General features: G+C 72.1%; 22 protein-coding genes. 9 read left to right on the plus strand and 13 right to left on the minus strand.

Going from position 1 to position 25,048, the window contains the following annotated elements:
- The first annotated feature begins 11 nt into the window (after window positions 1-11).
- Window positions 12-767, plus strand: a complete 756-nt coding sequence (locus ACOJV7_RS09075) for an SDR family oxidoreductase (RefSeq protein WP_420189814.1) — start codon at window positions 12-14, stop codon at window positions 765-767.
- Window positions 768-839: 72 nt separating this feature from the next.
- On the opposite strand, the gene ACOJV7_RS09080 is transcribed toward ACOJV7_RS09075, so the two are convergent.
- The 5 genes from ACOJV7_RS09080 to ACOJV7_RS09100 all read right to left on the minus strand — a co-directional run bounded on the left by ACOJV7_RS09080 (window position 840) and on the right by ACOJV7_RS09100 (window position 4,611).
- Window positions 840-1,022 carry a hypothetical protein gene (locus tag ACOJV7_RS09080; protein ID WP_420189815.1) on the minus strand — a complete coding sequence of 61 codons (183 nt, stop codon included), beginning with the start codon at window positions 1,020-1,022 and terminating at the stop codon, window positions 840-842.
- 215 nt (window positions 1,023-1,237) lie between these two features.
- A complete protein-coding gene (locus ACOJV7_RS09085; RefSeq protein WP_420189816.1) occupies window positions 1,238-1,864 on the minus strand; it encodes an isochorismatase family protein in 627 nt (208 codons plus the stop codon).
- 307 nt (window positions 1,865-2,171) lie between these two features.
- Entirely contained in the window at window positions 2,172-2,663 is a 492-nt protein-coding gene (locus tag ACOJV7_RS09090; RefSeq protein ID WP_420189817.1) for a GNAT family N-acetyltransferase, read from the minus strand.
- A complete protein-coding gene (locus ACOJV7_RS09095; RefSeq protein WP_420189818.1) occupies window positions 2,660-3,358 on the minus strand; it encodes a lysoplasmalogenase family protein in 699 nt (232 codons plus the stop codon). Before ACOJV7_RS09095 ends, ACOJV7_RS09090 begins: the two co-directional genes overlap by 4 nt.
- On the minus strand, window positions 3,355-4,611 hold the full coding sequence (locus ACOJV7_RS09100) for a saccharopine dehydrogenase family protein (protein WP_420189819.1): 1,257 nt from the start codon (window positions 4,609-4,611) through the stop codon (window positions 3,355-3,357). The genes ACOJV7_RS09095 and ACOJV7_RS09100 overlap by 4 nt, the downstream gene beginning before the upstream one ends.
- Before the next feature lie 67 nt (window positions 4,612-4,678).
- On the opposite strand from ACOJV7_RS09100, the gene ACOJV7_RS09105 reads away from it, so the two are divergent.
- From ACOJV7_RS09105 to ACOJV7_RS09115, 3 genes are all read left to right on the plus strand, one after another.
- Window positions 4,679-5,911, plus strand: a complete 1,233-nt coding sequence (locus ACOJV7_RS09105) for a glucose-1-phosphate adenylyltransferase family protein (RefSeq protein ID WP_420189820.1) — start codon at window positions 4,679-4,681, stop codon at window positions 5,909-5,911.
- 102 nt (window positions 5,912-6,013) lie between these two features.
- Window positions 6,014-6,433, plus strand: coding sequence for a BatC protein (locus ACOJV7_RS09110; RefSeq protein WP_420189821.1), 420 nt, complete (start codon window positions 6,014-6,016; stop codon window positions 6,431-6,433).
- Window positions 6,430-7,698 (plus strand): cupin domain-containing protein, encoded by a 1,269-nt coding sequence (locus ACOJV7_RS09115; protein ID WP_420189822.1) that lies wholly within the window; start codon window positions 6,430-6,432, stop codon window positions 7,696-7,698. The genes ACOJV7_RS09110 and ACOJV7_RS09115 overlap by 4 nt, the downstream gene beginning before the upstream one ends.
- Here the strand turns inward: ACOJV7_RS09115 and ACOJV7_RS09120 are convergent.
- Both ACOJV7_RS09120 and xylB read right to left on the minus strand, forming a co-directional pair.
- On the minus strand, window positions 7,685-9,322 hold the full coding sequence (locus ACOJV7_RS09120; RefSeq protein ID WP_420189823.1) for an ABC-F family ATP-binding cassette domain-containing protein: 1,638 nt from the start codon (window positions 9,320-9,322) through the stop codon (window positions 7,685-7,687). The genes ACOJV7_RS09115 and ACOJV7_RS09120 overlap by 14 nt on opposite strands.
- Before the next feature lie 118 nt (window positions 9,323-9,440).
- Window positions 9,441-10,853, minus strand: a complete 1,413-nt coding sequence (gene xylB, locus ACOJV7_RS09125) for a xylulokinase (RefSeq protein ID WP_420189824.1) — start codon at window positions 10,851-10,853, stop codon at window positions 9,441-9,443.
- Between the two features lie 129 nt (window positions 10,854-10,982).
- On the opposite strand from xylB, the gene ACOJV7_RS09130 reads away from it, so the two are divergent.
- Window positions 10,983-12,692: a hypothetical protein gene (locus ACOJV7_RS09130; protein ID WP_420189825.1), complete on the plus strand. Its 1,710-nt coding sequence runs from the start codon at window positions 10,983-10,985 to the stop codon at window positions 12,690-12,692.
- A 28-nt stretch (window positions 12,693-12,720) separates the two neighbouring features.
- On the opposite strand, the gene ACOJV7_RS09135 is transcribed toward ACOJV7_RS09130, so the two are convergent.
- The 6 genes from ACOJV7_RS09135 to ACOJV7_RS09160 form a co-directional block, all read right to left on the minus strand.
- Complete coding sequence (locus ACOJV7_RS09135; protein WP_420189826.1) at window positions 12,721-13,758, minus strand: zinc-dependent alcohol dehydrogenase family protein; 1,038 nt, start codon at window positions 13,756-13,758, stop codon at window positions 12,721-12,723.
- Between the two features lie 11 nt (window positions 13,759-13,769).
- Complete coding sequence (locus tag ACOJV7_RS09140; RefSeq protein ID WP_420189827.1) at window positions 13,770-14,891, minus strand: NAD(P)-dependent alcohol dehydrogenase; 1,122 nt, start codon at window positions 14,889-14,891, stop codon at window positions 13,770-13,772.
- A complete protein-coding gene (locus ACOJV7_RS09145) occupies window positions 14,888-16,375 on the minus strand; it encodes a mannitol dehydrogenase family protein (protein ID WP_420189828.1) in 1,488 nt (495 codons plus the stop codon). Before ACOJV7_RS09145 ends, ACOJV7_RS09140 begins: the two co-directional genes overlap by 4 nt.
- A 151-nt stretch (window positions 16,376-16,526) precedes the next feature.
- Window positions 16,527-17,429 (minus strand): carbohydrate ABC transporter permease, encoded by a 903-nt coding sequence (locus tag ACOJV7_RS09150; RefSeq protein WP_420189829.1) that lies wholly within the window; start codon window positions 17,427-17,429, stop codon window positions 16,527-16,529.
- Window positions 17,426-18,385 carry a carbohydrate ABC transporter permease gene (locus ACOJV7_RS09155; RefSeq protein ID WP_420190395.1) on the minus strand — a complete coding sequence of 320 codons (960 nt, stop codon included), beginning with the start codon at window positions 18,383-18,385 and terminating at the stop codon, window positions 17,426-17,428. Before ACOJV7_RS09155 ends, ACOJV7_RS09150 begins: the two co-directional genes overlap by 4 nt.
- 32 nt (window positions 18,386-18,417) lie before the next feature.
- Window positions 18,418-19,845: an ABC transporter substrate-binding protein gene (locus ACOJV7_RS09160; protein WP_420189830.1), complete on the minus strand. Its 1,428-nt coding sequence runs from the start codon at window positions 19,843-19,845 to the stop codon at window positions 18,418-18,420.
- 229 nt (window positions 19,846-20,074) lie between these two features.
- Between ACOJV7_RS09160 and ACOJV7_RS09165 the strand changes: the two genes are divergently transcribed.
- Genes ACOJV7_RS09165 through ACOJV7_RS09180 form a run of 4 tightly spaced genes read left to right on the plus strand, consistent with a single transcriptional unit; the run spans window position 20,075 to window position 25,046 of the window.
- Window positions 20,075-21,022, plus strand: a complete 948-nt coding sequence (locus tag ACOJV7_RS09165) for a sugar-binding transcriptional regulator (RefSeq protein WP_420189831.1) — start codon at window positions 20,075-20,077, stop codon at window positions 21,020-21,022.
- Window positions 21,023-21,066: 44 nt separating this feature from the next.
- Entirely contained in the window at window positions 21,067-21,963 is an 897-nt protein-coding gene (locus ACOJV7_RS09170; RefSeq protein ID WP_420189832.1) for a sucrase ferredoxin, read from the plus strand.
- A 57-nt stretch (window positions 21,964-22,020) separates the two neighbouring features.
- Window positions 22,021-23,835, plus strand: coding sequence for an AMP-binding protein (locus ACOJV7_RS09175; RefSeq protein WP_420189833.1), 1,815 nt, complete (start codon window positions 22,021-22,023; stop codon window positions 23,833-23,835).
- A gap of 2 nt (window positions 23,836-23,837) precedes the next feature.
- Window positions 23,838-25,046 (plus strand): NAD(P)/FAD-dependent oxidoreductase, encoded by a 1,209-nt coding sequence (locus ACOJV7_RS09180; protein WP_420189834.1) that lies wholly within the window; start codon window positions 23,838-23,840, stop codon window positions 25,044-25,046.
- Window positions 25,047-25,048 lie beyond the last annotated feature (2 nt).

The following is a 25,048-nucleotide window of genomic DNA, read 5'->3' on the forward strand; positions in this document are numbered from 1 at the left end:
GAACGCCTCTCATGACCACCACGCTCATCACCGGCGCCAGCTCGGGCATCGGCGCGGAGCTCGCGCGCCAGCTCGCCGCCCGCGGTCACGACCTCGCCCTCTGCGCCCGCCGCACGGACCGGCTCGAGGAGCTGCGCGACGAGATCGTCGCGGCCCACCCGGACCGGATCGTGTCCCTCAAGGCGCTCGACGTCACCGACGACGACGCCGTCTTCCGGGTCTTCCACGAGTTCGACACCGAGCTCGGCGGCGTCGACCGGGTCGTCGTCAACGCCGGTCTGGGCAAGGGTGCGCCGATCGGCGTGGGTGGCTACGCGGCCAACCGGGCGACGGCGATGACGAACTTCATCGGTGCGCTCGCCCAGTGCGAGGCGGCGATGGAGATCTTCCGCGCCCGCAAGCGGGGCCACCTCGTCGTCATCTCGTCGATGTCGGCGATGCGGGGCATGCCCAAGACCGTCACGACCTATGCCGCGACCAAGGCCGGCATCGCCCACCTCGCCGAGGGCATCCGCGTCGAGATGCGCGGCAAGCCCGACCTCGACATCACGGTCTCGACGATCTTCCCGGGCTACATCCGCTCGGAGATGAACGAGAAGGTCGAACAGCGGACGAAGTTCATGGTCGACACCGAGACCGGGGTGCGCGGCATCGTCGAGGCGATCGAGAAGGGCGTCGAGACGGCTCGCGTCCCCGCGTGGCCGTGGAAGCCGCTCGGCAGCGCGATGCGCCACCTGCCGCTCGGGGTCGTCCGCAAGCTCACCTGACGCGGGGTCGTGCCGGGACGGGCTCGGCCGTCTCCCCGTGAGCCTGGCTGCGCCTTCTGCGAGACCGGTCAGTCAGCCGAATGTCCCGCCGATCCCGCCGATGAGGTCCACCGGGTTGATGCCGAGCTGGTGCAGCAGGGCCGCGTGCTCATCGGTGTCGACGACTTCCGGAAGCTCACGCTCCGCGCGGTCCGCGACATCGTCCTCACCTCGTCCGCGAAGCTGGTCCACGATCTCCTGCCGGTCAATCTCCACGTCGACACCTCATCCCTTGTAGGGACTCAAGCCTGCCCGATCTCCAGTGCTGCGTGAAGGCCTTGGCGGGCACGTGTTGCTGCCGCTGATCACGACCACGCCGATGGGTGGGCGCCGATGGGCGAAAGCGTGCGTCACGTCGCCGTGTGAGACGCGGAACCGGACGTCCGCTCATGCCGCACCCGTGCGTCCGGGCTCTGCCTCGCTGGGACCGCTCACGTCGTGGCGTCGATGTCCTTGACGGTGACCAGCATCGCCCCCGCCTGTTGCATCTTGGCGAGGGCTTCGCCCGTGGTGTCCGGCGCCACCCCCGCGGTCAGGTCGACGAGGACTCGCACCTCGAACCCCAGACCGCGGGCGTCCAGCACCGTCGCGAGGTCGCAGTAGTCGGTCGCCAGACCACAGACGTCGAGGTCCGTGATGCCCGCGCTCCGCAGTACCGAGAGGATGGAGGACGGCGCACCCTCGACCTCGGTCACGCCCTCGAAGGCGCTGTACGACTGCGTGCCGTCCCCCTTGCGGACGACATGGTCGATGAGGTGCTCGACCTCCTCGATGGCGGGGTGCAGCCTCGCGCCCTCGGTGCCCTGGACGCAGTGGACCGGCCACGAGCTCGTGTAGTTCGGCTCCGTCGTCAGCGCGAAGTGGCCGCAGTTCGTGTGCGGCGGTGGCTTGTGGTGGTCCATCGAGAAGATGGTGGTGGCGTAGAGCCCTCGGTTGGCGAGGAGATGGTCCCTCGTCCGCACGGCCACCGTGTTGCCGCCCGCGACGGCCAGGGCTCCCTGCTCACAGAAGTCGCGCTGGATGTCCACCCCCAGCAGCGCTCGTCGGACCTCTGTCACCGGCTCGCCTTCCCTCACTGAATGTCGCCCCGTGACGAACCCGCCGGTTGCCGGGCTCCTCACACGACGTGTCGAGGACTGAAGTCTGACCCACCTGGGGCCGGCACCCCAACGAAAGCGCGGACTTCTGCTCTGGATGCTGCGGTTGGACCGGACCGCTGGCAGGCTCGGACCGGCAGGAGCCTGCGCTGACTGAGTCGTTGGCACCCGGCGCGTGGAGGGGCGCGCCGGGCGCGAACGGCGAGCGGGCGCGAACGGCCAACCGCGACCGGCCAACGGTGACCGGCCAAGGGCGAGACCGACCGCCTCAGAGCCGGCGGTGCATGACGTGCAGGCCCACCCGCCCGTGCGCCCGGCTCTCGAACGCCTCCGGCACGGTCCCGATGACCTCGAACCCGAGCGCCTTCCACAGGCTCACGGCGACCGTGTTCGTCTCCACGACGGCGTTGAACTGCATCGCGGCATAGCCGTGCCCATGCGCCCAGCCCAGCACCCACTCGCCGAGGGCGCGTCCGACGCCCCGTCCACGAGCCGCAGACGACACCATGAACGACGCCGTCGACACGTGCGACCCGCGCCCGGGGCGGTTGGGTCCGGTCTTCGCCGACCCGAGCACCTCACCGGTCGTCTCGTCAACGGCCACGACGGTGATGCCGGGCGGCGACTCGACCCACCACCCGCGCGCCTCGTCGAGGGAGAGGCCGAGAGGGAACGCGTAGGTCTCGCCCGCCTCGACGACCTCGGTGAACGTCGGGAAGAAGGCGACCCAGTCGTCCTCGGTGAGGGGGCGGATGATCATGCGGTGGAGTCCTCTGGGACGGGGTCGGGGTGCGCGGGCTCGTCGCGGAGCCCGTGGACGAGCAGGGCGAGCGCCGCGGCATACGTCGACATGACGATGCCCGAGCCGACCGCCCGCTGTCGCGGGGTTTTCGCGAGGTGCTCGCCAAGGACGATCGTCGCGTCGGAGAGCAGGAACAGCCCGCCGCCCACGGCGACGGTCCTCCGCTGGGTGAGCGCGAGCGCGGACATCGACCCGAGGAGCAGCCCGTATGCCGTGAGCACCGGATCCGGGCGCCCGGCACCTCCCGTGTCGACCACCGCCAGGCCCGCGAGCGTGCCGCCGACGACCGTGGCCGGCACCGCACGAGGTCGCACGCCATCGGCGAGCAGCAGCCGGACGAGGCCGGCCTGCTGCACCGCGAACGCCGCTGCGCCGCGCCGCATCGACTGCCGGCGCCCCTCCTGCGAGCCTGCTCGCCCGGACGCGTTCATGAACCAGTCACCCACCACCGACCCGGCGAGCGCAGCCACGAGCGTCGCCGACCGCGCGGACGGCCGCTCCTCACGTGTCGTCACCACACCCGCGGCCAGGGTCGGCGCGAGTAGCAGCTTGGTCGCGAGGTGCGTCCGCTCCCGGCCGCCCACCGACGCAGCCGTCGTCGCGACGGCCAGGGGCACGTAGGCCAGCAGGTCGGCCCGTGCGGGGAGCCTCACCGGCGGGTCGTCGTGAACTCGAAGTCGAAGGCCTCGAGCCGCGACACCAGCGCCTGACCGAACGCCACCGACGGCGTGAGCACCCCACCGGCAGAGGGCAGCTCGTCGAACGCCAGCGCGAGCCCTGCCTGGCCGAGCATGATGGCGGTGCCCGAGTAGCCCGGGTCGTAGGGGGCGCCGACGCGGGTCCGGTAGCGCGCACCCGTCGTCGTGGTCGTCTCGATGTCGAAGACGAAGCGGCCGCGGGCCATCGTCTCCTCCGACGGACCCTCGCCGGGCTTGGGCAGCACGACGTCGAGCACCCGTCGCGTCGGCGCCGTCGACATGCCGGCGAAGAGTCCGCCGAGCACCGCCGACGTCAGCCCGGCCTTGACCGCACCCATCGGTCCCCGGCCGGTGTCCATGACCTCGTCGTAGCGGAAGTCGCGACCGTAGGACCAGTCCGTCAGCGAGTTGCTGCGACGGACGATCCGCGTGTTGAACGACGCCATGAAGAAGGGGGCGACCCACCGCTTCGTCACCGAGTCGTAGCGCGTCCCCGACACCGCCTGGACCTTGCCGAGCAGCCCGAACTCGTCCTTGGTGCGGTTGCGCGACGGCGGCTCGGCCGACCGGTCCGGCGACAGCCCGTGCGGGTCCGTGACGGCCTTGCGCCGCACCGGGTCCGCGGACTCGATGGCCTGCTGCCGCATCGAGTCGATCGTCCCGCCGCTCACGCCGCCGCGCAGCGTCCGCACGTGGGTCACGGTCTCGCCGAGCGTGCCCTCGCCGTCCGCGGCGACCCGCTGCGCGAGCGCCCACACGCCGAGGTCCGACGGGATCGAGTCGAAGCCGCAGGAGTGCACGACCCGGGCGCCGGTCCGCTCCGCCTCCTCATGGTTGGCGTCGATGCTGTCGCGCACGAAGAGGACCTCGCCGGTGAGGTCCGCGTAGTGGGTGTCCGCCGATGCGCACGCGGAGGCCAACGGCATACCGAGCTTCGCGTAGGGACCCACGGTCGTCACGACGACCCGGGTGCGCGAGGCGAGGTCGCCCACGGCGGCCTCGTCCGTCGTGTCGACGACGAGCAGCGGCCAGTCGCGGGCCGCGCCGGTCAGCGACGAGCGCACCTCGGCCAGCCGTGCCTCCGACCGGCCCGCCAGTGCGATCCTCACCGAGGACGGTGCGTGCTCCGCGAGGTGGTCGGCGGTGAGCCGCCCCACGAAGCCGGTGGCGCCCACGAGGACGAGGTCGAACTCCCGATCGCTGGTCATCGCCCGAATCTAGGCGATGCCGCACGTGCCCCGCATCGACTGTGATGCGTGCGGCAGAGTGGCCCCCATGGCGCGACGACCGAAGGTGCTGGCCATCGTCCAGGCGGGCGGTCAGGGCTCCCGCATGGACGTTCTCACGCGCGAGCGCGCCAAACCCGCCCTCCCGTATGCCGGTCACTACCAGCTCGTGGACTTCGCCCTGTCGTCCTTGTCGCACAGCGGGGTCAACGACGTGTGGCTCTCGGTGCAGTACCTCTCGACCAGCCTGCACAGGCACGTCGCAGCAGGCCGGCCGTGGGACCTCGACCGCACCCGGGGTGGGCTGCAGTGGCTCTCGCCCGAGGAGGGCAGCGGGGCGGCGTCCCAGGCGGGGTTCAGCGAGGGCAACGGCGACGACCTCTACCGCAGCCTCGACGCCATCCGGAACTTCGGCGCGGACGTCGTCGTCGTCCTCAGCGCAGACCAGGTCTTCTCGCTCGACCTGCGCGACGTCGTCGACCAGCACCTCGACACCGGTTCGTGGTGCACGGTCGTCACGACCGAGGTCGGCGCGTCGCAGGCGGCCTCCAAGGCGGTCGTCAGCGTCGGTCCCGGCGACGTCGTCACCGGTCTCGACTACAAGCCGGACGACCCCGGCGCCTCGACGATCGCGGCGGAGATCTTCGCCTACCAGCCGGAGCGGCTCGCGACGACGCTGGAGGCCCTGCGCGCGGAGCGGGTCGACTCCTCGGACGGCTCGGACTCGGGCATCGGCGACTTCGGCGAGCACCTCATCCCGCGGCTCATCGACGAGGGCGCGGTGCACGCCTTCGCCCTTCCCGGCTACTGGCGCGACCTCGGCACCCCGAGTGAGTACGTCGCCGCGCACCGCGACCTGCTCGCGGGCCGGGTCGACGTCCTCGACGACCCCGCCTGGCCGATCCTCACTCGCTGGCCCGAGCTCCCCGCCGCCCGCATACACAAGGAGGCGGAGGTCTCGGCCTCGGTCGTCAGCGCCGGCGCCGACGTCTCCGGCACGGTGGTGCGCAGCGTCATCGGTCCCGGCGTCCGCATCGCCAAGGGAGCGGTGGTCGAGGACAGCGTCGTCTTCGCCGACGTCGTCGTCGAAGCCGGGGCCGAGGTGCGTGCGTCGGTCCTCGACACGGGCTGCGTCATCGGGCAGCGCGCCCGCGTGGGCGCGACCCCGCCGGGCTCGCGGATCGGCGACGACCGTCTCGTCCTCATGGGTCGTGACAGCCGAGTGACGCGTGGTGCAGACGTGGCGCCGGGCGCGAGGCTCGAGCCGGGTTCGACCGCCTGACCTGCGATTCTGCCCTGACGCTCCGGAGGGATGCGTGCTCCGTCGAGGAGTAGACAGGGAGAACTGGCGCCGTCCGGTGCCGGACACCACAGGAGGTACGCGATGACGCAGGACCAGAGTGGAACGGACCCGGAGGGCGGCCTGAACATGGGCCAGGGCGACGAGGGCGGCTCCGGAGGCGACACCGGCGGGCAGGGTGACTCGGGCGGCATGGGCTCGTCCGGCGACTCGGCCGGCATGGACAGCTCGGGCGGCTCCGGCCTCGCCGACGACTCCGAGATCTCCGGCGCCGAGGGGCCGGCCGACAGCGGTGCCGAGACCGGCATGCCCGGGACGCACGATGGTGGCGCTGACGGCGGGGCCGACGGTGGCGAGGGCGCCATGGGCGCGGTCAGCGGCTCGGGTGACTCCGGCGGCATGGGCGACGACGCCGAGGGACCCGCGGACAGCGGCGCCGGCGAGTCCGGCACTGACGGCGAGCAGGACGGTGGCGCGGACGGCGGAGCCGACGGGTCGCAGTGACCGAACAGCACGATGAGCCGCGGTCGGGGACGTCGTCCCCGGCCGCGGCCTCGCCTGCGCTCGCACGTCTCGTCGGTATGCCGGCGCCGGACTTCGCGGAGCACGTGTGGTCGCGTGCTCCCCTCCTCACCCGGGGCAGCGACCTGCCCCGCGACTTCGCCGACCTCTTCGGTCCCGACGCCGTCGACGAGCTCGTCGCCCGTCGCGCGCTGCGTACGCCGTTCGCCCGGATGGCCAAGGACGGCACCACGCTCGCGGACCGGACCTTCACCCTCGGGGGAGGCGTCGGTGCCGGGATCGGCGACCAGCTGAGCGAGGACCGCGTCCTGCGCGAGCTCGCCGGGGGAGCGACGCTCGTGCTGCAGGCGCTCCACCGCAGCTGGGCGCCGGTGCAGGACTTCGCTGCGGCGCTGGCCGACGACCTCGGCCACCCCGTGCAGGTCAACGCCTACGTCACGCCGCCGCAGAACCAGGGCTTCTCCGACCACTACGACGTGCACGACGTCTTCGTCCTCCAGGTCGCGGGGGAGAAGCGCTGGCGCATCCGGCCACCCGTCCTCGAGGCTCCGTTGCGCGACCAGCCGTGGGAGCGGCACCGAGCAGCCGTCGAGCAGGCCGCCCAGAGCGAGCCCTTCCTCGAGGAGACCCTGCGCCCGGGCGACTGCCTCTACCTCCCGCGTGGCTGGCTGCACTCGGCGACCGCGCTCGGCGGCACGAGCATCCACCTCACCATCGGGGTGCACGCCTGGACCCGGCGCCACCTCGTCGACGCCGTCCTCGGCCGGATCGGCGCCCGCCTCAGCGCCGACGTCGAGGCGAGACGGTCACTGCCCGTCGACCCCGGACGGTCCAGCGGCTCCGAGGTCGCCTTCGGCGAGGACGCCGAGGTCGTGCGCTCCCTCGTGGCCAAGGCGCTCCACGACCTCTCGGTCGGCGAGGTCGTCGAGGCGCTGCGCCCGCAGGTGCGCGCCGCGCAGCGGGCCGAGCCCCTGGGCGTCCTCGACCAGGTCGAGCGCGCGACCCACGACGAGCAGGGCGGCACCACCTGGCGGGTCCGGCGTCACCTCGCGGCCCACTGGGAGGACGCCGGCGACAGCCCGGTCCTGGTCAGCCGCGTCGGCCGTCTCGAGGTGTCGGCCGACGATCGCGACGCGGTCGCGGAGGTGCTCGACGGCATACGGGATGCCGGCGACCTCGACCCACGACTCAGGCGACGGCTCGCCCTCGCGGGGCTCCTCGTCCCGGCGGACGTCAGCGGCGAGTGACCCGACCCGCCTCGACGTGCCAGCGCTGGTCGAGCTCGACGTTGTCGAGCAGCCGGCGGTCGTGGGAGACGAGGAGCAGCGTGCCGTCGTAGGCGGCCAGCGCCTCCTCGAGCTGCTCGATGGCCGGCAGGTCGAGGTGGTTGGTGGGCTCGTCGAGCACGAGGACGTTGACCCCCCGCGCCTGGAGCAGGGCCATGGCGGCGCGGGTGCGCTCGCCCGGCGAGAGGCGCGAGACGAGGCTCGTCACCTGGTCGGCACGCAGCCCGAACTTCGCGAGCAGCGTCCGGCGGTCGGCCGGCGTGAGGTCGGGCACGACCTCACCGAACGCGTCGTGGAGGGTGAGGTCCTCGCGCAGCCCGGTCCGCGCCTGGTCGATGACGCCCACGGCGACGCTCGCGCCGAGGCCGGCCCGGCCGGTGTCGGGCTCGAGCCGACCGAGCAGCAGGCCGAGCAGGGTCGTCTTGCCGGCGCCGTTGGGCCCGGTGATGCCGATGCGGTCCCCGGCGTCGACCTGGAGGGTCACCGGCCCGAGCTCGAAGTCGCCGCGGCGCACGGTCGCGTCGGTCACCGTGGCGACGACGGAGCTCGACCGGGGGGCGTTGCCGATCGAGAACTGGAGCACCCACTCCTTGCGCGGCTCCTCGACCTCCTCGAGCCGGGCGATGCGCGACTCCATCTGCCGGACCTTGCGCGCCTGCTTCTCGGCGGAGTCGATGCTCGCCGCCCGCCGGATCTTGTCGTTGTCGGGGCTCTTGCGCATCGCGTTGCGCACGCCCTTGCTGCTCCACTCGCGCTGGGTGCGGGCGCGCGACTCGAGGTCGGCCTTGGTCTCGGCATAGTCCTCGTAGGCCTCGCGGGCGTGCCGCCGGGCGATCTCGCGCTCCTCGACGAAGGCGTCGTAGCCGCCGTCGTGGACCGCCACGGAGTTCTGGGCGAGGTCGAGCTCGACGACCCGGGTGACGACCCGCGACAGGAACTCGCGGTCGTGCGAGACGAGCACGACGCCGGCGCGCAGCCCGGTGACGAACTCCTCGAGCCGCTCCAGCCCGGCGAGGTCGAGGTCGTTGGTGGGCTCGTCGAGCAGGACGAGGTCGAAGCGGCTCAGCAGCAGTGCGGCCAGCGCGGCGCGGGCCGCCTGCCCGCCGGAGAGCGAGGTCATGAGGGCGTCGCCGCCGACGTCGAGCCCGAGCTCGCCGAGGACCGCCGGGATGCGGTCCTCGAGGTCCGGGGCGCCGCTCGCGAGCCAGTGGTCGAGGGCGGTCGCGTATGCCGTGTCCGCGCCGGGCGTGCCGGCGGCCAGCTCGACTGCGGCCACCTCCATGGCGTGGGTGGCGTCGGTGGCGCCGGTGCGCCGGGCGATGTAGCCGCTCACCGTCTCGCCCGGGAGGCGCTCGTGCTCCTGCGGCAGCCAGCCGACGAACGCGTCGCTCGGTGCGGTGCTCACGGTGCCGGCGAGCGGGACGGACTCGCCGGCGAGCAGCCGGAGCAGCGTCGTCTTGCCGGCGCCGTTGGCACCGACCACCCCGACGACGTCGCCCGGGGCGACGGTGAGGTCGAGGTGCTCGAAGAGGGTGCGGTGGGCGTGACCCCCGGACAGGTCCTTCGCGACGAGGGTGGCACTCACCCGCACAGACTAGGTGCCCCCGGGTGCGCCTCCTCCCCGACTTCTTGCGCAGGAGCGACACGAAGGAGGCCCAGAACCGGGGCCCGATGTCGCTCCTGCGCAAACAGTGGGGGTGTGGTCAGCCGTGGAGGCGCTCGCGGAGCGCGGCGTAGCGGCCGCGCAGCTCTGCCGTGGTGTCCCCGGCGTCGGCCGACGGCTCGACGACGGTCTCGGTGCGCACCTCCCACTCGGGCAGGCCCTCGCCGGTGAGGGTCGCCGCGGCCTGGCGGGCGGCGCCGAGGGCGACGTACTCACCCGATGCGGGGACGTGCACCGGCACCCCGAAGAGGTCGGCCGCCATCGCGCGGACCGCCGTCGAGGCCGCCGCACCGCCGATGAGGAGCACCCGCTCGACGTCGACGCCCTGACCCCGCAGGGCGTCGAGGGCCTCGGCGAGGTTGGCGACCATGCCCTCGACGACGGCGCGGGCGAGGTTCCCGGGGGTGGCGTTGCTGCGCGTGAGCCCGGCGAGGGTGCCCGACGCGGTCGGCAGGTTCGGGGTGCGCTCGCCGTCGAGGTAGGGCAGGAGGGTGAGCCCGCCGGCGCCGCGGGGGGCGCTGGCGGCGAGCCGGTCGAGATCGGCGAGCTCCACGCCGAGCATCGACGCGCCGGCCGTCATGACCCGGGCGGCGTTGAGGGTGGCGAGCAGCGGGAGGAAGTCGCCGGTGGCGTCGGCGAAGGAGGCGACGGCACCCGAGGCGTCCGCGACGGCGGCGTCGTGCCGGGCGAACGCCGTGCCGCTCGTGCCGAGCGAGATGACGGCGTCGCCGGGGCGCAGGCCGAGACCGAGGGCCGCGCCGGCGTTGTCGCCGGTGCCGGGGCCGAGCACCATCCCGCCCTCGGTGCGGCCGGCGGGTTCGGTGGGCCCGAGGACGCGCGGCACCTCGACCTGCCGGCCGACGGCGAGGTCGAGCAGCCCGGGCAGGTAGGCGTTCGAGCCGGCCGACCAGTAGCCCGTTCCCGACGCGTCGCCGCGGTCGGTCGTCCACCCCTCGAACCCGTTGCCCTGCTGGAGGATCCGCCCGGTGAGCCAGTCGTGGGGGAGGACGCAGGTGCGTGTGCGGTCGAGCGACTCCGGCTCGGCGCGACGCAGCCACCGCAGCTTGGTGACCGTGAAGGAGGCCACCGGCACGACGCCCACCTCGGTCGCCCAGCGTTCGGCCCCGCCGAACTCCTCGATGAGGTCCGTGGCGTCCTGCGCCGACCGGGTGTCGTTCCACAGCAGGGCCGGCCGCACGACCTCACCGGACTCGTCGAGCGTCACCATGCCGTGCTGCTGGCCGCCGACCGCGAGGGCCGAGACGTCGTCGAGCAGCCCGTCCGCGGTCGCGCTCTCGTATGCCGTCCACCACGCCTGCGGGTCGACCTCGGTCCCGTCGGGGTGCGGCGCACGGCCCTGCCGGACGACCTCGCCGGTCTCGGCGTCGCACACGACGACCTTGCAGGACTGGGTGGAGGAGTCGACGCCGGCCACGAGCTGCTTCGATGCCATGGCTCCATCCTTGCCGACGTCGCCGCGTGGGTGGGGAGTGCTCCCCACTGACGAGCGGTCCGGTCCGTGCTTGGATGCGGGGAGCGTCGGTCGGCCGCTGCCCGCGGCCGGCGCAAGGGAGGGAGCGCAGTGGTCGACCCGGAGGAGCTGTTCCGCGACCTCGTGTCGGGGAACCCGTCAGCGGTCCGTGGCCAGGCGGACGTCGTCGGCGACGCGATGAAGAAGGTCAACGAGGCGTCGTCGCGCGTCGAGGAGGCCGCCGACCGCCCGAGATGGACGAGCGCGGCCTCGGCCGGCTACAAGGTCCGGACCGCAGGCGTGAGCCAGGGCATCGAGGTCAACTACTTCGTCCTCGGGCGGATCCAGACGGCACTGACGACGGCTGCCAGCCAGTGCTCGTCGATGGAGACCCGGGCGCGCAACGTCATCGACCACTGGCGCAACCGCCCGGCCGGCCTCAACACCGTCGTCGAGGACCTCCTCGCGCTCGTCGTCCACAGTGCCCTCGTCCAGGTCGCCGCCGACTACAACGCCGACCTCACCACCGTCGCCGCCTTCGCCAAGGGCGAGAAGATCGACACCGACGAGCTCGACGCCGACACCCGTGAGTGGCTGCGGCGAGGCATGGACAAGACCGCCGACTGGCTCCTCGAGCACGGTGGCGGCCTCGGGCCGCTCATCCCCAACCTCGGCGTGAGCGGCGACACCCGAGGACTCATCCCGCAGGGCCTCGGCATCGACCCGACGACAGGGTGGATCATCCAGACGAGCTACTCCAAGGACGGCGCCCAGCCCTCGGTCCTCTCGATGGTCGACCCGAAGACCGGTCAGGAGATGGTCGACGTCGAGCTCGGCGGCTACGGCGACATCCCGACTCCCGACCACGCCGGTGGTGTCGCCTCCGACGGCACGTACACCTACGTCACGTCGAGCGGCAACCCCTCGCACGTGTTCACCTACCTCACCTCCGACCTGCACAAGGGCGGCGACCGGCCGGTCGACCCGATCGGTCCGCCCAAGGAGCTGCCCGACGGCGCCGGGGCCTACGGCACGGTCAAGGACGGCGTCCTCTACGTCGGCACCCACCACGACACCATCGGCGGTGGCGGCAACGCCCACGACGGCGCCGACGACGACGGCAAGCTCTATGCCTACGTCTCCGACGGCCACGGGGGGTGGGTCCGGGACATGGACTTCGGTGGAGGCGCCGGCTACGTCCACACGCCACCTCAGGCCCAGGGCGTCGTCGTCCGCGACGGCGAGTACGTCTTCAGCACCTCACTCGGACGCGACAAGTCCGGCCGGCTCATCGTGCAGGAGCGGCAGGACGACGAGCCCGGCAACGGCGAGCGCGGCGACGCGTTCGAGCTGCCCTACATGTCCGAGGGCATCATCGAGCTCGACGGCGAGATCCTCACGACCTACGAGTCCGGCGCCGACCACTACGGGCCGGACGGCTCGGACGACGAGGACCTCTGGGCCAACCCCTACATGACGCGCACGTCGCTCGAGGCCCTCGGGCTCAGTGAGGACATCGACGTCGACCCCGAGTCCCTCAAGGGTGCGGCCAAGGACCTCGAGACGGCCGCAGGACCTCTCACGCGGGCCGCCGACCTCGTCGGCGGCATCACCGTGAGCGCGGGCGACCTGGGCAAGGTCTCGGCCGCGAGCACCTTCGCGACGGCGGTCAACGCCGAGCTGGGCAAGAGCGAGACGAGCCTCGACACCGGCGCCAAGGCCGTCCACCGCACGTCGGCGCTGCTCACCGGCAACGCCCGGACCTACACGAACACCGACGACTGGGCCGCCGACTCGATCCGTCGCCCGGGCATGCCCTGAGCGGACTCGCCGCGCCGGAACGACGGCGTCAGTCCCAGGTGACGACGACCTTGCCGGACGCGCCGGCTGCTGCGACGGCATACGCCTCGCTGGTGTCGGCGAGCGAGAAGCGGTGCGAGACAATGCGTTCGGGATGCTCGCCCCAGCGCACGAGGAGGTCGAGCAGCTCGGCCATGTGACCGAGCGAGGTCACCCACGAGCCGAGCAGGTCGATCTGGTGGTGGATGAGCAGGTCCGAGACGGGGAAGTCGATGCGGCCGCCCTCGCCGACCATGACGCAGCGCCCGCGCACCGCGGTGTGGGTCAGTGCCGCCAGTCGAGCCTGCGCGTTGCCGCTGCAGTCGATGCTCACCTCGCAGCCGCGTCCTCCGGTCGTGTCTCCGACGGCGTCGGCGAGGTCGGCGGGGTTCGTGACGACCACGTCGACGAGGTCGAGGTCCTCTGCGAGAGAGGCGCGTTCGGCGTTGGGCTCGAGCCCGATGACCGTGCTCGCACCGAGGTGCTTCCCCAACATCGCGGCAGCGAGGCCGACCGGACCGAGTCCCGTGACGAGCAGCCGGTCCCGTCCGCTCACGCGCCCTCGGAGCAGACCCTCGTATGCCGTCCCGAAACCGCACGAGACGAGCGCACCGTCGACGTGGGTCACGCCCTCGGGAAGCCTCAGGCACGACACCGCCTCTGCGAGCATGAAGTCGGCGTGGCCGCCGTCGCGCTGCCAGCCGTGGGCGGCCCGCGCCGGTGACGTGCAGCCGATGGGGTAGCCGATCCGGCACTCGCGGCAGGAGCCGCAGCCGGTGATGTGGTAGACCGCGACCGCGTCGCCGACCTCAAGCGTTCGCACACCGGGGCCGAGCTCGACGACGTCACCACAGGGCTCGTGACCGGCGACGACGCCCTGGTAGGCCTCGGCTCCGTGGCCGAGGTGATCGCGGTAGATCGCCCGGATGTCGCTGCCGCAGATGCCCGAGGCGCGCATCCGCAGCAGGACCTGGCCGGGGCCGGGCGTGGGCACGTCGACGGTGACGTGTTCGACGGTGCTGTCGCCGGGCAGACGTACCGCAGGCATGGTGCGAGGCCTCATGCGTGCGCGCTCTCCTCAGTGGCGTCCGTCGTGCTGTCCGTGGCCGCGCCCGTGCCCGCGCCCGCGGGACGGCCGTGGGGGTGGATGACGGACTTGATGGCCGTGGCGTCGTCGCGGGCGGCCGTGAGGGCGGCCGCGGTCTGCTCGAGCTCGAAGTGCCCGGTGGCCAGTGGTTCGAGCCGCACCCGGCCCGAGGCGACGAGGTCGATCGCCGTCGGCCACGTGTTCGCGTAGCGGAAGACCCCGGTCACCCACAGCTCGCGGTTCTGGACGTCGCCGAGCGGGAGGGCGAGGGTGTCGCCACCCATGCCGATGAGGACGACCCGCGCCGCCGGCGCCGCGACCCGGATCGCCGCCTGCGTCGAACCCTCGTGGCCCGAGCACTCGAGGACGACCTCGGGACCGGGGCGGCCGGCATACGCGTCCTCCAAGGAGCGGGAGGTGACGTCGACGACCTGGGTGGCGCCGAGGTCGCGCGCGACCGAGAGGCGGTGCGCGTTGACGTCGGCGACGACCACCTCGCTCGCGCCGTAGGCGGAGGCGACCTGGGCGGCGAGCTGGCCGACGGGTCCGGCGCCGGTGACGAGCACCCGCACCCCGGGCGCGACCCCGGCCCGGCGGCACGCCCAGATGCCGACGGAGAGAGGCTCGAGCATCGCCCCCTCGTCGAGGGACACCGAGTCGGGCAGGGCGAAGGCGAAGGCGGCCGGGTGGGTGACGTACTCGGAGAGCGTCCCGTCGACCGGCGGCGTCGCGTGGAAGACCATGTCGGGGCAGAGGTTGTAGTGCCCCGAGAGGCACTGCGCGCACGACCGGCACGGCACGCCCGGCTCGATCGCCACTCGCTCGCCGACGCGGGCGGGGTCGACGTCGGCCCCGACCGCCACGATGACCCCGGCGCTCTCGTGCCCGAGGACGAGTGGTCCGGTGACGACGTGGTCGCCGATCCGGCCGTGGTCGAAGTAGTGCGTGTCCGAGCCGCACACCCCGACGGAGCGGACCTCGATGAGGACCTCGTCGGCCGCGGGCGAGGGGACCGGGCGCGACTGCACGGCGATCGAGCCGGGCTCGGTGAGCACGGCCACCCGCATCGAGTCGAGCGGCCCGCCGGACGTCATCGACTCGACTCCAGGTCCTCGAGGGTCGTGCGGGCACCGTTGTCGTGCAGCGACTTGAGGAACGCCGCGTATGCCGTCGTGAAGGCCTCGCTCTCGACGAGGCTGCCGAAGAAGTCGCGGTCGCGCAGGAAGCCGAGCTCGTCCTCGGGGTAGGTGCGGGCGGCGGCGGTGACCCGGTCCTTGAAGCGGTCGACGATCTCGATCGGCTGCCCGTCCTCGTCGACCCCCTCGGCGTAGCGCGCCCACGACGCGACGACGAGTGCCGACCGCTCGAAGCTGCCACCGGACTCGAGGTTGGCGCGGATGACGGGCACGAGCCACTTGGGGATCCGGTCCGAGCTCTCGGCGCAGAGCCGGGCAAGGGTGTCGCGGACCTCGGGGTTGGCGAAGCGTTCGAGGAGCTGGCGGCGGTAGACGTTGAGGTCCACGCCGGGGACCTCCGGCAGGGTCGGGGTCCCCTCCTCCTCCATGTAGCCGAGGAGGAAGCCGGCGAAGAGCGGGTCCTGCGCCACCTCGTGGGCATAGCGGTAGCCGGAGAGGTAGCCGAGGTAGCAGAGGGCCTGGTGGCTCGCATTGAGCAAACGCAGCTTCATGAGCTCATAGGGGACGACGTCGTCGACGACCTGCACGTCGACGTCCTCGAACGGCGGTCGGCCCGTGGGGAAGTGGTCCTCGAGCACCCACTGCGTGTAGGGCTCGCAGACGACCGGCCAGGCGTCCTCGACGCCGAACTGCTCGGCGAGGGCCGTGATGTCCTCCTGCGAGGTGACCGGCGTTATCCGGTCGACCATGCAGTTGGGGAAGGCGACGTTGGCCTCGATCCACTCGCCCAGGGCCTCGTCCCGGAGCCGGGCGAAGGCGACGATCATCTTCTTCGCGACGTCGCCGTTGCCGGGCAGGTTGTCGCACGACATCACCGTGAAGGGCTCGGTGCCCGCCTCGCGCCGGCGCCGCGCCGCCTCGACGACGAAGCCGAACATGCTCTGCGGAGCGTCTCCACCGGCGAGGTCGGCAGCCAGGTCCGCCTGCAGCACAGGGTCGTTCGCGTCGAACTCATCTGTGACCTGGTTGACGTGGTAGCCGCCCTCGGTCACGGTGAGCGACACGATGCGCGTGGCCGGGGCGACCATCGCGTCGAGGACCGCAGAGGGGTCGTCGGGCGCGAAGAGGTAGCCGACCATCGAGCCGATGACTCGCGGTTCGAGGTGCCCGTCGGGGTGCTTGACGACGAGCGTGTAGAGGTTGTCCTGCGCCGCCATCGCGTCGCGCATCCTCGCGTCGCCGGGCATGAGCCCGACGCCGACGATGCCCCAGTCGAGCGCCTTGCCCTCGTTCATGAGTGCGTCGAGATACATCGCCTGGTGCGCCCGGTGGAAGCCACCGACACCGACGTGCACGATGCCCGGGGTCACCTCGGACCGGTCGTATGCCGGCCGCCCCACCTCCGTGGGCAGGTCGCCGAGCGTTGCCTGGCTGAGCTTCACGAGCCCACCCTTTCACCCTTGCGTCCGGCAAGGTGGCGCTCTGGCCACCACAGTTGCGGACGCAAGCGCAGGTGCGCGGACGGCATACGGCAACGTCCGGCAGGGTGACGCTCTGGCCACCACAGGTGCGGACGCAAGGGGGGTGCAGCGCTCACTTGACGGCACCCATCGACAGGCCTTGGACGAGCTTGTCCTGCGCCGCGAACCCGGCGGCGAGCACCGGGAGCGAGACGACGAACGACGCAGCACACACCTTGGCGAGGAAGAGGCCCTGGCTGGTCACGAACCCAGTCAAGAACACCGGCGCCGTTCCGGCAACGGTGCCGGTGAGGACGCGCGCGAGGAGCAGCTCGTTCCAGCTGAAGATGAAGCAGATGAGCGCTGCCGCCGCGATGCCCGGCATGACGACCGGCGCGATGACCTTGCGCAGCGTCGTCATGAGCGAGGCGCCGTCGACCTGGGCGGCCTCGAGCATCTCGACGGGGACCTCGGCGAGGAAGGAGCGCAGCATCCACACGGCGATCGGCAGGTTCATCGACGTGTAGAGGATGATGAGCAGCCAGATGTTGTCGAGCAGGTTGACCTTCTGCGCGAAGAGGTAGATGGGCAGGATGCCCGCGACGATCGGCAGCATCTTGGTCGACAGGAAGAAGAAGAGGACGTCGGTCCACTTCCTCACCGGTCGGATCGACAGCGCGTAGGCAGCGGGGAACGCGAGCAGCAGGACGAGGATCGTCGAGACGACGCTCGCGGTGAGCGAGTTCGCCAGCGGCGGCCACGGTCCGGCGTCGAAGAACGCCTTGTAGCCGTCGAGGCTGAGCGGCGCGAAGAGGCTCGGCGGGTTCGTCGCCGCGTCCTCCTCCTTGTGGAAGGAGGTGAGGATCATCCAGGCCACGGGCAGGGCGAAGAGCAGTCCGCACAGCCATGCGGCGAGCGTGAGCAGGATGTGCGACTTCGGGTCCTTGCGGTGGTTGATCGCCTGCGGCTCGCGCGCCGGGTCGGCCACCGCGGCCCCGGCGACGGTCTCGGTGGCACTGTCGCGAGTGGTGCTCATCGGCCCTCCTCCTTGAACAGGCTGAACGCGGTTCTCAGCGCGGCGGTCGCGATGAGGATCGTGCCGATGACGACGACGACGCCCGCGGCGGAGGCGCGTCCGTAGTCCTGGGCGGTGTAGAAGGTCTGGTAGATGAAGTACGGCAGGTTCGCCGTGCCGAGGCCACCGGACGTGATCGTGAAGACGTGGTCGAAGTTCTGCACGACGTAGATCGCCCCGAGGAGCGCCGACAGCTCGATGTACTGGCGCATGTGCGGGAGCGTCATGCTCCTGAAGATCTGCCACGGGCTCGCGCCGTCGATCCGCGCGGCCTCGACGACGTCGAGCGGGCGTGACTGCAGGCCCGCCAGCAGGATGAGCATCATGAACGGCGTCCACTGCCAGACGAGCGCCGCGACGATCGAGATGAGCGGGTTGTTGCTGATCCAGTCCGGCTGGGGGGCGTCGTCGCCGAAGAGGAACGTCAGGGTGCCGTTGAGCAGGCCGTACTCGGGGTTGTAGAGCGCGTGCTTCCACAGCAGCGCCGCGGCGACGGGAACGACGAGGAACGGTGTGATCATGAGCGTGCGGACGATGCCGCGACCCAGGAACCTGCGGTCGAGCAGCAGCGCGATGGCCATGCCGAGCACGAGGCTGATGCCGACGACGAGCACGGTGAGCAGGATCGTCACGAGGACGGCGCTGCGGGTGTTGCTGTCGGTGAAGACCCGGGCGAAGTTGTCGAACCCGGCGAACCCGCGCTCGTCGGGGTAGTAGGCGTTCCAGTTCATGAACGACACGACGAGCGTTGCGATGAACGGCAGCTGGGTCAGGACGATGACGAAGATCAGCGCCGGCAGCAGCGGTGCCCGCCGCGACCAGTCGCCTGCTCGGGCCAACCGCGTCGCGCGCTCGGTGTTCTCGCCCGGCTCGCGTCCGCGAGGTGCGCCGGTGCGCTCGGCGGGACCGTCCGGCATACCGGACTCCCGGGTCTCGGAGACGTCGGAACTCATCCCTGGCTCCTCTTCTGGTAGCGCTCGGCGACGTCCTCGGCGAGCTCCTGCCCCTTGTCGAGCGCCTCCTTGACCGTCGTCTGGCCGGCGATGGCCGAGCTGACGTCCTGACTCACCTGCGTGCCGAGGTCGGGGAACTCGGGGATGTCGACGAACTGGATGCCGATGGCCGGTCGCGGCTGGGCGCCGGGGTTGGTCGGGTCGGCTGCCTCGATGGCGGCCTTCGTCGGCTCCGCGAACGCCTTGGCGACCTCGAGGTACTGGGGGTTCTCGTAGGTCGAGGCGCGCTTGCCGGCGGGGACGCGGGTCCACCCGAGCTCCTCACCGACGAGCTCCTCGTACTCCTTGCTCGAGGCCCACGAGATGAACTTCCAGGCGTTGTCCTTCTTCTCGCTCGCCTGCTGGATGCTCCACGACCACGCGTAGAGCCAGCCGGAGGAGTCGGTCTTGACGACGGGGGCGGGCGCGTATCCGAACTTGCCCTTGGTGGGGGAGTCGTCGGCCTCGAGCGAGCCGGCGGCCGAGGTCGCGTCGTACCACATGGCGACGTTGCCCTGGACGAGGTTGTTGAGGCACTCGGTGAAGCCGGCCTGGGGGGCGCCGTTCTCGCCGTGCTCGCGGACGAGGTCGACATAGAACTGGACCGCCTCGGTGAACTCGGGCGCGTTGACCCTGGGCGTCCAGTCCTCCTCGAACCACGTGCCACCGAAGGTGTTGACCACGGTGGTGAGCGGTGCGAAGAGCTGGCCCCAGCCGGGCTGGCCGCGCAGGCAGATGCCCTTCATGCCCGGCTCGGCGCCGTCGACCTCGGCCGCGATGTCCGCGACCTCCTGCCACGTCGGCTTCTCGGGCATCGTCACGCCCTTGGCCTCGAGGACGTCCTTGCGGTACATGAGGAACGAGCTCTCGCCGTAGAACGGCTGGCCGTAGATCTTGCCGTCGCTCGACAGGCTCGTCGTCATCGGCTTGAGGATGTCGGCCTGGTCGAAGGCCGTGTCCTGCGCGATGTAGTCGTCCATCGGCGCGATCCATTTGGCCTTGGCATAGATCGGGATCTCGAAGTTGCTCAGGGTGGCCACGTCGTACTGGCCCGCCTGGCTCGAGAACTCCTGGCTGATCTTGTCGCGCACGTCGTTCTCGGGCAGCACCGTGAAGTTGACCCGGATGCCGGTCTCGGCCGTGAAGTGCTTGGCCGTGAGCTGCTGGAGGTCGACCATCTGCGGGTTGTTGACCATGAGGACGTCGATCGAGTCGGCGCCCCCGCCCCCGACGCTGCCCCCGCCCCAGCCGGCGCAGCCGGTGAGCCCGACGGACAGTGCTGCTGCGCTCGCGACGGCGAGCACCCTCGCCCTCCGTCGTCGGTGTCGCGTATGCCGGGTGGCGGTCGTGTCGGTCGGCTCCAGTGGCGATCCGGTGGGGGGCATCGTTGCCTCGTTCTCGTCGTCTGCTCCGGGTTCCGCACTCGCTCTGCTCAAATGAGCGCGTATGCTGCACACATGAGCCTGTCGGAGCGACGCCGCCCTGTCAACAGGTGGCTCGGCCTGCGACCGATTGCGAGTTGGCACAGTGGCTCGCTTCGCTCGCAGCTCTGCGAACTCGCAATCAGTCGATCTCGGGCACAGAGCACCCCGCGACCCGGGCAGGATGTGGCACGTGGCTGAACTCCTCGGTCCCTCCGAAGCCGTCCTCGCGGCGGCTGTCGCGCGTCGTCACCTCATCGACGGCGAGTCCAAGGTCGACCTCGCGACGTCGCTCGGCATCAGCCGCTTCAAGGTGGCCCGCCTGCTCGACGCGGCGCGCGCGAGCGGCATGGTGCGGATCGAGGTCGTCTCGCCGCTCGGCATCGACACCGACCGGTCGGCCCGGTTGCGCGACGCGCTCGGGCTCGTGCACTGCGTGGTGGTGCCGGGGTCGGGCGGCCAGGCCGACCCGGGCGTCTCGGCGGCAGCGGCCGCCCTGCTCAGCGAGGTCGTCACCGACAAGGACGTCCTCGGCCTGCCATGGAGCCGGTCGGTGAGCCGGATGGTCCACGCGCTCGAGTCGCTCCCGCGGATCCCGGTCGTCCAGCTGAGCGGCGCGATGGTCACGCCCGAGGAGGACAGCAGCTCGGTCGACGTCGTCCGCCGCGCGGCCCGGATCGCCGGGGGCGGACGTCACGTCTTCTACTCGCCCCTGCTGCTCGACGACGCGGCGAGCGCCGAGGTCATGCGTCGTCAGCCGCCCGTCCGGGAGGCCCTCGACCACGTCGCCGACGTCACTCTCGCCGTCATCGGGCTCGGCGCCTGGGCGCCGGGGACGTCGACGATCCACGACGTGCTCAAGCCCGCGGACCGCAAGGCGGTGGCCTCCTCGGGAGCGGTCGGCGAGGCCGCGGGCGTCTTCTTCGACGCCGAGGGGGCGGTCGTCGAGACGCCCCTCACCGCACGGATCGTCGGGCTCACCGGGGAGCAGCTCCACGGCATACGCCACGTCATCGGCATCGCCCACGGAGCCGACAAGGTCGACGCCATCGCGGCGGCCGTGAAGGGCGACCTCATCGACTCGCTCGTCACGACCGCGGACACCGCCGACGCCCTGCTCGAGACCCGCGCCGGCGGTTGAGCCCTCGACCCGCCGACGCGCCACCCCGACGTAGCATCGGGCGCGTGAGTCCCGAATCCGGTCGCTGCTCCAACATCGCCCGCGCGAGCCACGAGCCCATGCTCGGCACCGCCCCGGTGGCGCGCCGCTGGCTGCTCATCGAGCACCCCGGGCCGTGGGCCAAGAACCACCTCGAGACCCCGCCGATCTCCCCGTCCCTCGCCGCGGCCATCGAGTCCGGGTGCGCCGAGCTGCAGGGACGCTCGCTCCTCGTGCGCCGCCACGGCCGGCGGGCTCCCGGCGAGGCTCCCTCCTGGTATGCCGTCGACTCGGCCCACGGGACCTGGGTCACCGGCACCTGGCGCACGAGCGAGGACCTGCGCGCCGCCGTCGCCGCGATGGGCGCACCGCTCGCACAGTCGGAGTCGCTGGCCGAGCCGATGCTCCTGGTCTGCACCCAGGGCACCCGCGACGCCTGCTGCGCCCTGCGCGGCCGCCCGATCACCGCCGCGCTCGCCAAGGTCTGGCCCGACGAGGTCTGGGAGTGCACCCACCTCAGCGGTCACCGGTTCGCCGGGACGTTCCTCTCGATGCCCGACGGCACGTGCTTCGGCAAGGTCGACATGGCCGACGCCGTCGACCTCGTGCGCTCCCACCGCGCCGGCGAGGTCGACGCGACGCACCTCCGCGGCCTGTCGCGGTGGTCGCCCGCCGTCCAGGCGGCGACCGGCTGGGTGATCGCCGAGCACGGACCCGCACCGGTCACGGCGGCGCGCCCCGGCACCGTCGACGTCGTCTCCGAGACCGTCACCCGGGTCGAGGTCATCGGCGACGACCCGCTGCCCGAGACGACGTGGGTCGAGGTCACCGCCGAGGTACTCCCGCCGGCGCCGCTGTCCTGTGGCAAGGGCCCGGGTGAGCACACGGCATACCGGACCGCCGCCTGCTCCGGCCCCGCCTGACGCACCGAGTCGGCGGGAGCGCTGGCGCGCGACCTCCCGGCGAGGCAGGGTGAGCGCATGACGACGACGCCCGCGCCCGCGAACCCGGCCACCGAGCTCTACCGGACCGCACGCGACCGGATCCTCGGCTGGCGCGGGAAGCACGAGGAGGCCGTCCGGGACTTCGCCTTCCCCGACCTCGGCGAGCGGTTCAACTGGGCGGTCGACTGGTTCGACGTCATCGCCCGCGGCAACGACCGCACTGCGCTCGTCCTCGTCGAGGAGGACGGGAGCTCGAGGGAGATCACCTTCGACGCGATGGCCAACAGATCGGACCGCGTCGGACACTGGCTCGCCGAACGCGGTGTGGCACAGGGAGATCCGGTCATCCTCATGCTCGACAACCAGGTCGAGCTCTGGGACTGCATGCTCGCCGTGATGAAGCTCGGCGCCGTCATCATGCCGACGACCTCCGCCGCCGGAGCCGCCGACCTCGAGGACCGGGTCGCGCGCGGGGGCGCCCGCCACGTCATCACCAATGCCTCGCAGGTCGACAAGCTCTCGGGCATCCCGGGCGACGTCACCCGGATCAGCGTCGGTCCCGCGGAGGGCTGGCACGACCTTCACGACGCGTATGCCGTCGACTCGCCTCCGCTGCCCCACCCGGGAACCGCTCCCGGGGACCCCCTGCTACTCTACTTCACGTCCGGGACGACGAGCCGGCCCAAGCTCGTCGAGCACACGCAGGTGTCCTACCCGCTCGGGCACCTGTCGACCGTCTTCTGGCTCGGGCTGCAGCCGGGCGACGTGCATCTCAACATCAGCTCTCCGGGCTGGGCCAAGCACGCGTGGTCGTGCTTCTTCGCCCCGTGGATCGCGGAGGCGACGATCCTCGTGCACAACTACACCCGGTTCGACGCCGCTGCCCTGCTCGACGTGCTGCGCGAGCACGAGGTGACGACGTTCTGCGCGCCGCCGACGGTGTGGCGCATGCTCATCAACACCGACCTGTCCGCCGGTCCGGGGTCGCTGCGAGAGGTCATCGGCGCGGGGGAGCCGCTCAACCCCGAGGTCATCGCACAGGTACAGGAGAAGTGGGGGCTCACGCTGCGCGACGGCTACGGCCAGACCGAGATGACCGCCGTCGTCGGCAACACCCCCGGGTCGAGGGTCAAGCCCGGGTCGATGGGCCGCCCGCTCCCCGGCTGCCCGGTGGTGCTCGTCGACCCGGCGACGGGGGAGAGGGTCGTCGGGACCGGTGAAGCGGGCCCCACGGACGAGACCGCGCGCCGGCGCGGGGTCTTCGAGGCGGGCCCCACGAACGACGACGCGCGCCAGCGCGTGGTCTTCGAGGGCGAGCTGTGCCTCGACCTCGCCGCCCGGCCGCTGCCGCTCATGACCGGCTACCAGGGCGACCCCGAGCGGAACGCCGAGGCGATGGCCGACGGTTTCTACCACACGGGTGACGTGGCGAGCATCGACGAGGACGGCTGGATCACCTACGTCGGACGCACCGACGACGTCTTCAAGGCGAGCGACTACAAGATCAGCCCGTTCGAGCTCGAGTCGGTGCTCATCGAGCACCCGGCGGTAGCCGAGGCGGCTGTCGTGCCGGCGCCCGACGAGGTGCGGCTCGCCGTGCCCAAGGCCTACGTCGTGCTCGCCCCGGGGCACGAGCCCGACGAGGAGACCGCGCGCTCGATCCTCGCGCACGCCCGCGAGCACCTGCAGCCGTGGCAGCGGGTGCGCCGGCTCGAGTTCGGGGAGCTGCCCAAGACGATCTCGGGCAAGATCCGCCGGGTCGAGCTGCGGGGTCGCGAGGAGGAGCTGGCCCGAGGCGAGGGTGAGCGGCAGGCCACCGAGTGGCGGGACGACCTCCTGCGGACCGACTGACGATGAGCGGCAACCGGGGCAAGGTGACGGACGCCGACGCCGACGTCATCGTCGTCGGTGCCGGTCCGGCCGGCTCGGCCGCGGCCCTCGGTGCCCTCACCGAGGACCCGACGCTCCGGGTGCTCCTGCTCGACCGCGCGGACTTCCCGCGCGACAAGTCCTGCGGGGACGGCATCGCCCCGCACGTGCTCACCGCCCTCGCCGAGGTCGGTGCCGCCGACGTCGTCGACGACTGGGCGCCGGTCACCCGGCTCGAGCTCTCGCACGGCGACGTCCGGGTCGAGGGTGACATGGCGCGACGGGTCCACGTCGTCCCGCGCGCGGTCCTCGACGCCCGGCTCGTCGAACGGGCCGTCGCGGCCGGGGCCCGGCTACGACGTCACCGTGTCACCTCGCTCTCCACCGACCCGGTCGTCGTCTCGGGTGCCCTCGGCGACCTCACCGGCCGCGTCGTCGTCGGTGCGGACGGGGCCCACTCGCTCGTCCGCGAACGGCTGCTCGGGCCCCGTCGCGAGTCCCGTGCGCTCGCCATCCGCGGCTACGCCCCGGTGACGCCGGAGACGCGCGGCCGGCAGGTCATCCGCTACGGCTCGCGACGCCAGCCGTCCTACGCGTGGGCGTTCGACCGCGGTGACGGGCTCGTCAACGTCGGCTACGGCGAGCTGCTGCCCGGGGAAGGCGGCACGCCGCCGAGCAAACGCCTGCTCCTCGACCAGCTCGAGGAGCTCGTCCCCGGTGCGGCGTCGACCGGTGGGGACTGGCTCGGTCACCACCTGCCGCTGAGCACCTGGCTCTGGGACCAGCCCGACGGCCCGGTGCTGCTCGCCGGTGACGCGGCCGGGCTCGTCAACCCGATGACCGGCGAGGGCATCTACTACGCCGTCGCGACCGGGATCCTCGCCGGACGCACCGCCGCCCGAGCGGTCCGTCTCGGTAGGCCTGCCGACGCCGGCGGGGTCCACCGCACCGAGGTTCGCCGGCTCCTCGGCACCCACCTGCGCCACACGTGGCTCGCGGCGCGGCTCTCGCGGTCGTCCCGGGTCGTCGACGCGGGCATCGCCGCGGCCGGCCGTGACCGCCGCGTCTTCGACACCCTCGTCGAGCTGGGTCTCGGCGACGGCCGGATCGACCGCCACCTCGTCCGCGGCCTCGCCCGTGAGCTCACGCGACCGGAGAGCTCACGGGCGAGCCGGTCCCGGGAAGCCGGCTGACC

This window comes from Knoellia tibetensis (genome assembly GCF_048606415.1).
GTDB lineage: Bacteria > Actinomycetota > Actinomycetes > Actinomycetales > Dermatophilaceae > Knoellia > Knoellia tibetensis.

What these genes read in the sequence shown, in the direction of transcription:
- ACOJV7_RS09075 (WP_420189814.1), top strand. Translation starts at nt 12, where the DNA reads ATGACCACCACGCTCATCACCGGCGCCAGCTCGGGCATCGGCGCGGAG.
- ACOJV7_RS09090 (WP_420189817.1), bottom strand. Translation starts at nt 2,663, where the DNA reads ATGATCATCCGCCCCCTCACCGAGGACGACTGGGTCGCCTTCTTCCCG.
- ACOJV7_RS09100 (WP_420189819.1), bottom strand. Translation starts at nt 4,611, where the DNA reads ATGACCAGCGATCGGGAGTTCGACCTCGTCCTCGTGGGCGCCACCGGC.
- ACOJV7_RS09105 (WP_420189820.1), top strand. Translation starts at nt 4,679, where the DNA reads ATGGCGCGACGACCGAAGGTGCTGGCCATCGTCCAGGCGGGCGGTCAG.
- ACOJV7_RS09110 (WP_420189821.1), top strand. Translation starts at nt 6,014, where the DNA reads ATGACGCAGGACCAGAGTGGAACGGACCCGGAGGGCGGCCTGAACATG.
- xylB (WP_420189824.1), bottom strand. Translation starts at nt 10,853, where the DNA reads ATGGCATCGAAGCAGCTCGTGGCCGGCGTCGACTCCTCCACCCAGTCC.
- ACOJV7_RS09135 (WP_420189826.1), bottom strand. Translation starts at nt 13,758, where the DNA reads ATGCCTGCGGTACGTCTGCCCGGCGACAGCACCGTCGAACACGTCACC.
- ACOJV7_RS09140 (WP_420189827.1), bottom strand. Translation starts at nt 14,891, where the DNA reads ATGACGTCCGGCGGGCCGCTCGACTCGATGCGGGTGGCCGTGCTCACC.
- ACOJV7_RS09150 (WP_420189829.1), bottom strand. Translation starts at nt 17,429, where the DNA reads ATGAGCACCACTCGCGACAGTGCCACCGAGACCGTCGCCGGGGCCGCG.
- ACOJV7_RS09155 (WP_420190395.1), bottom strand. Translation starts at nt 18,385, where the DNA reads ATGCCGGACGGTCCCGCCGAGCGCACCGGCGCACCTCGCGGACGCGAG.
- ACOJV7_RS09160 (WP_420189830.1), bottom strand. Translation starts at nt 19,845, where the DNA reads ATGCCCCCCACCGGATCGCCACTGGAGCCGACCGACACGACCGCCACC.
- ACOJV7_RS09175 (WP_420189833.1), top strand. Translation starts at nt 22,021, where the DNA reads ATGACGACGACGCCCGCGCCCGCGAACCCGGCCACCGAGCTCTACCGG.
- ACOJV7_RS09180 (WP_420189834.1), top strand. Translation starts at nt 23,838, where the DNA reads ATGAGCGGCAACCGGGGCAAGGTGACGGACGCCGACGCCGACGTCATC.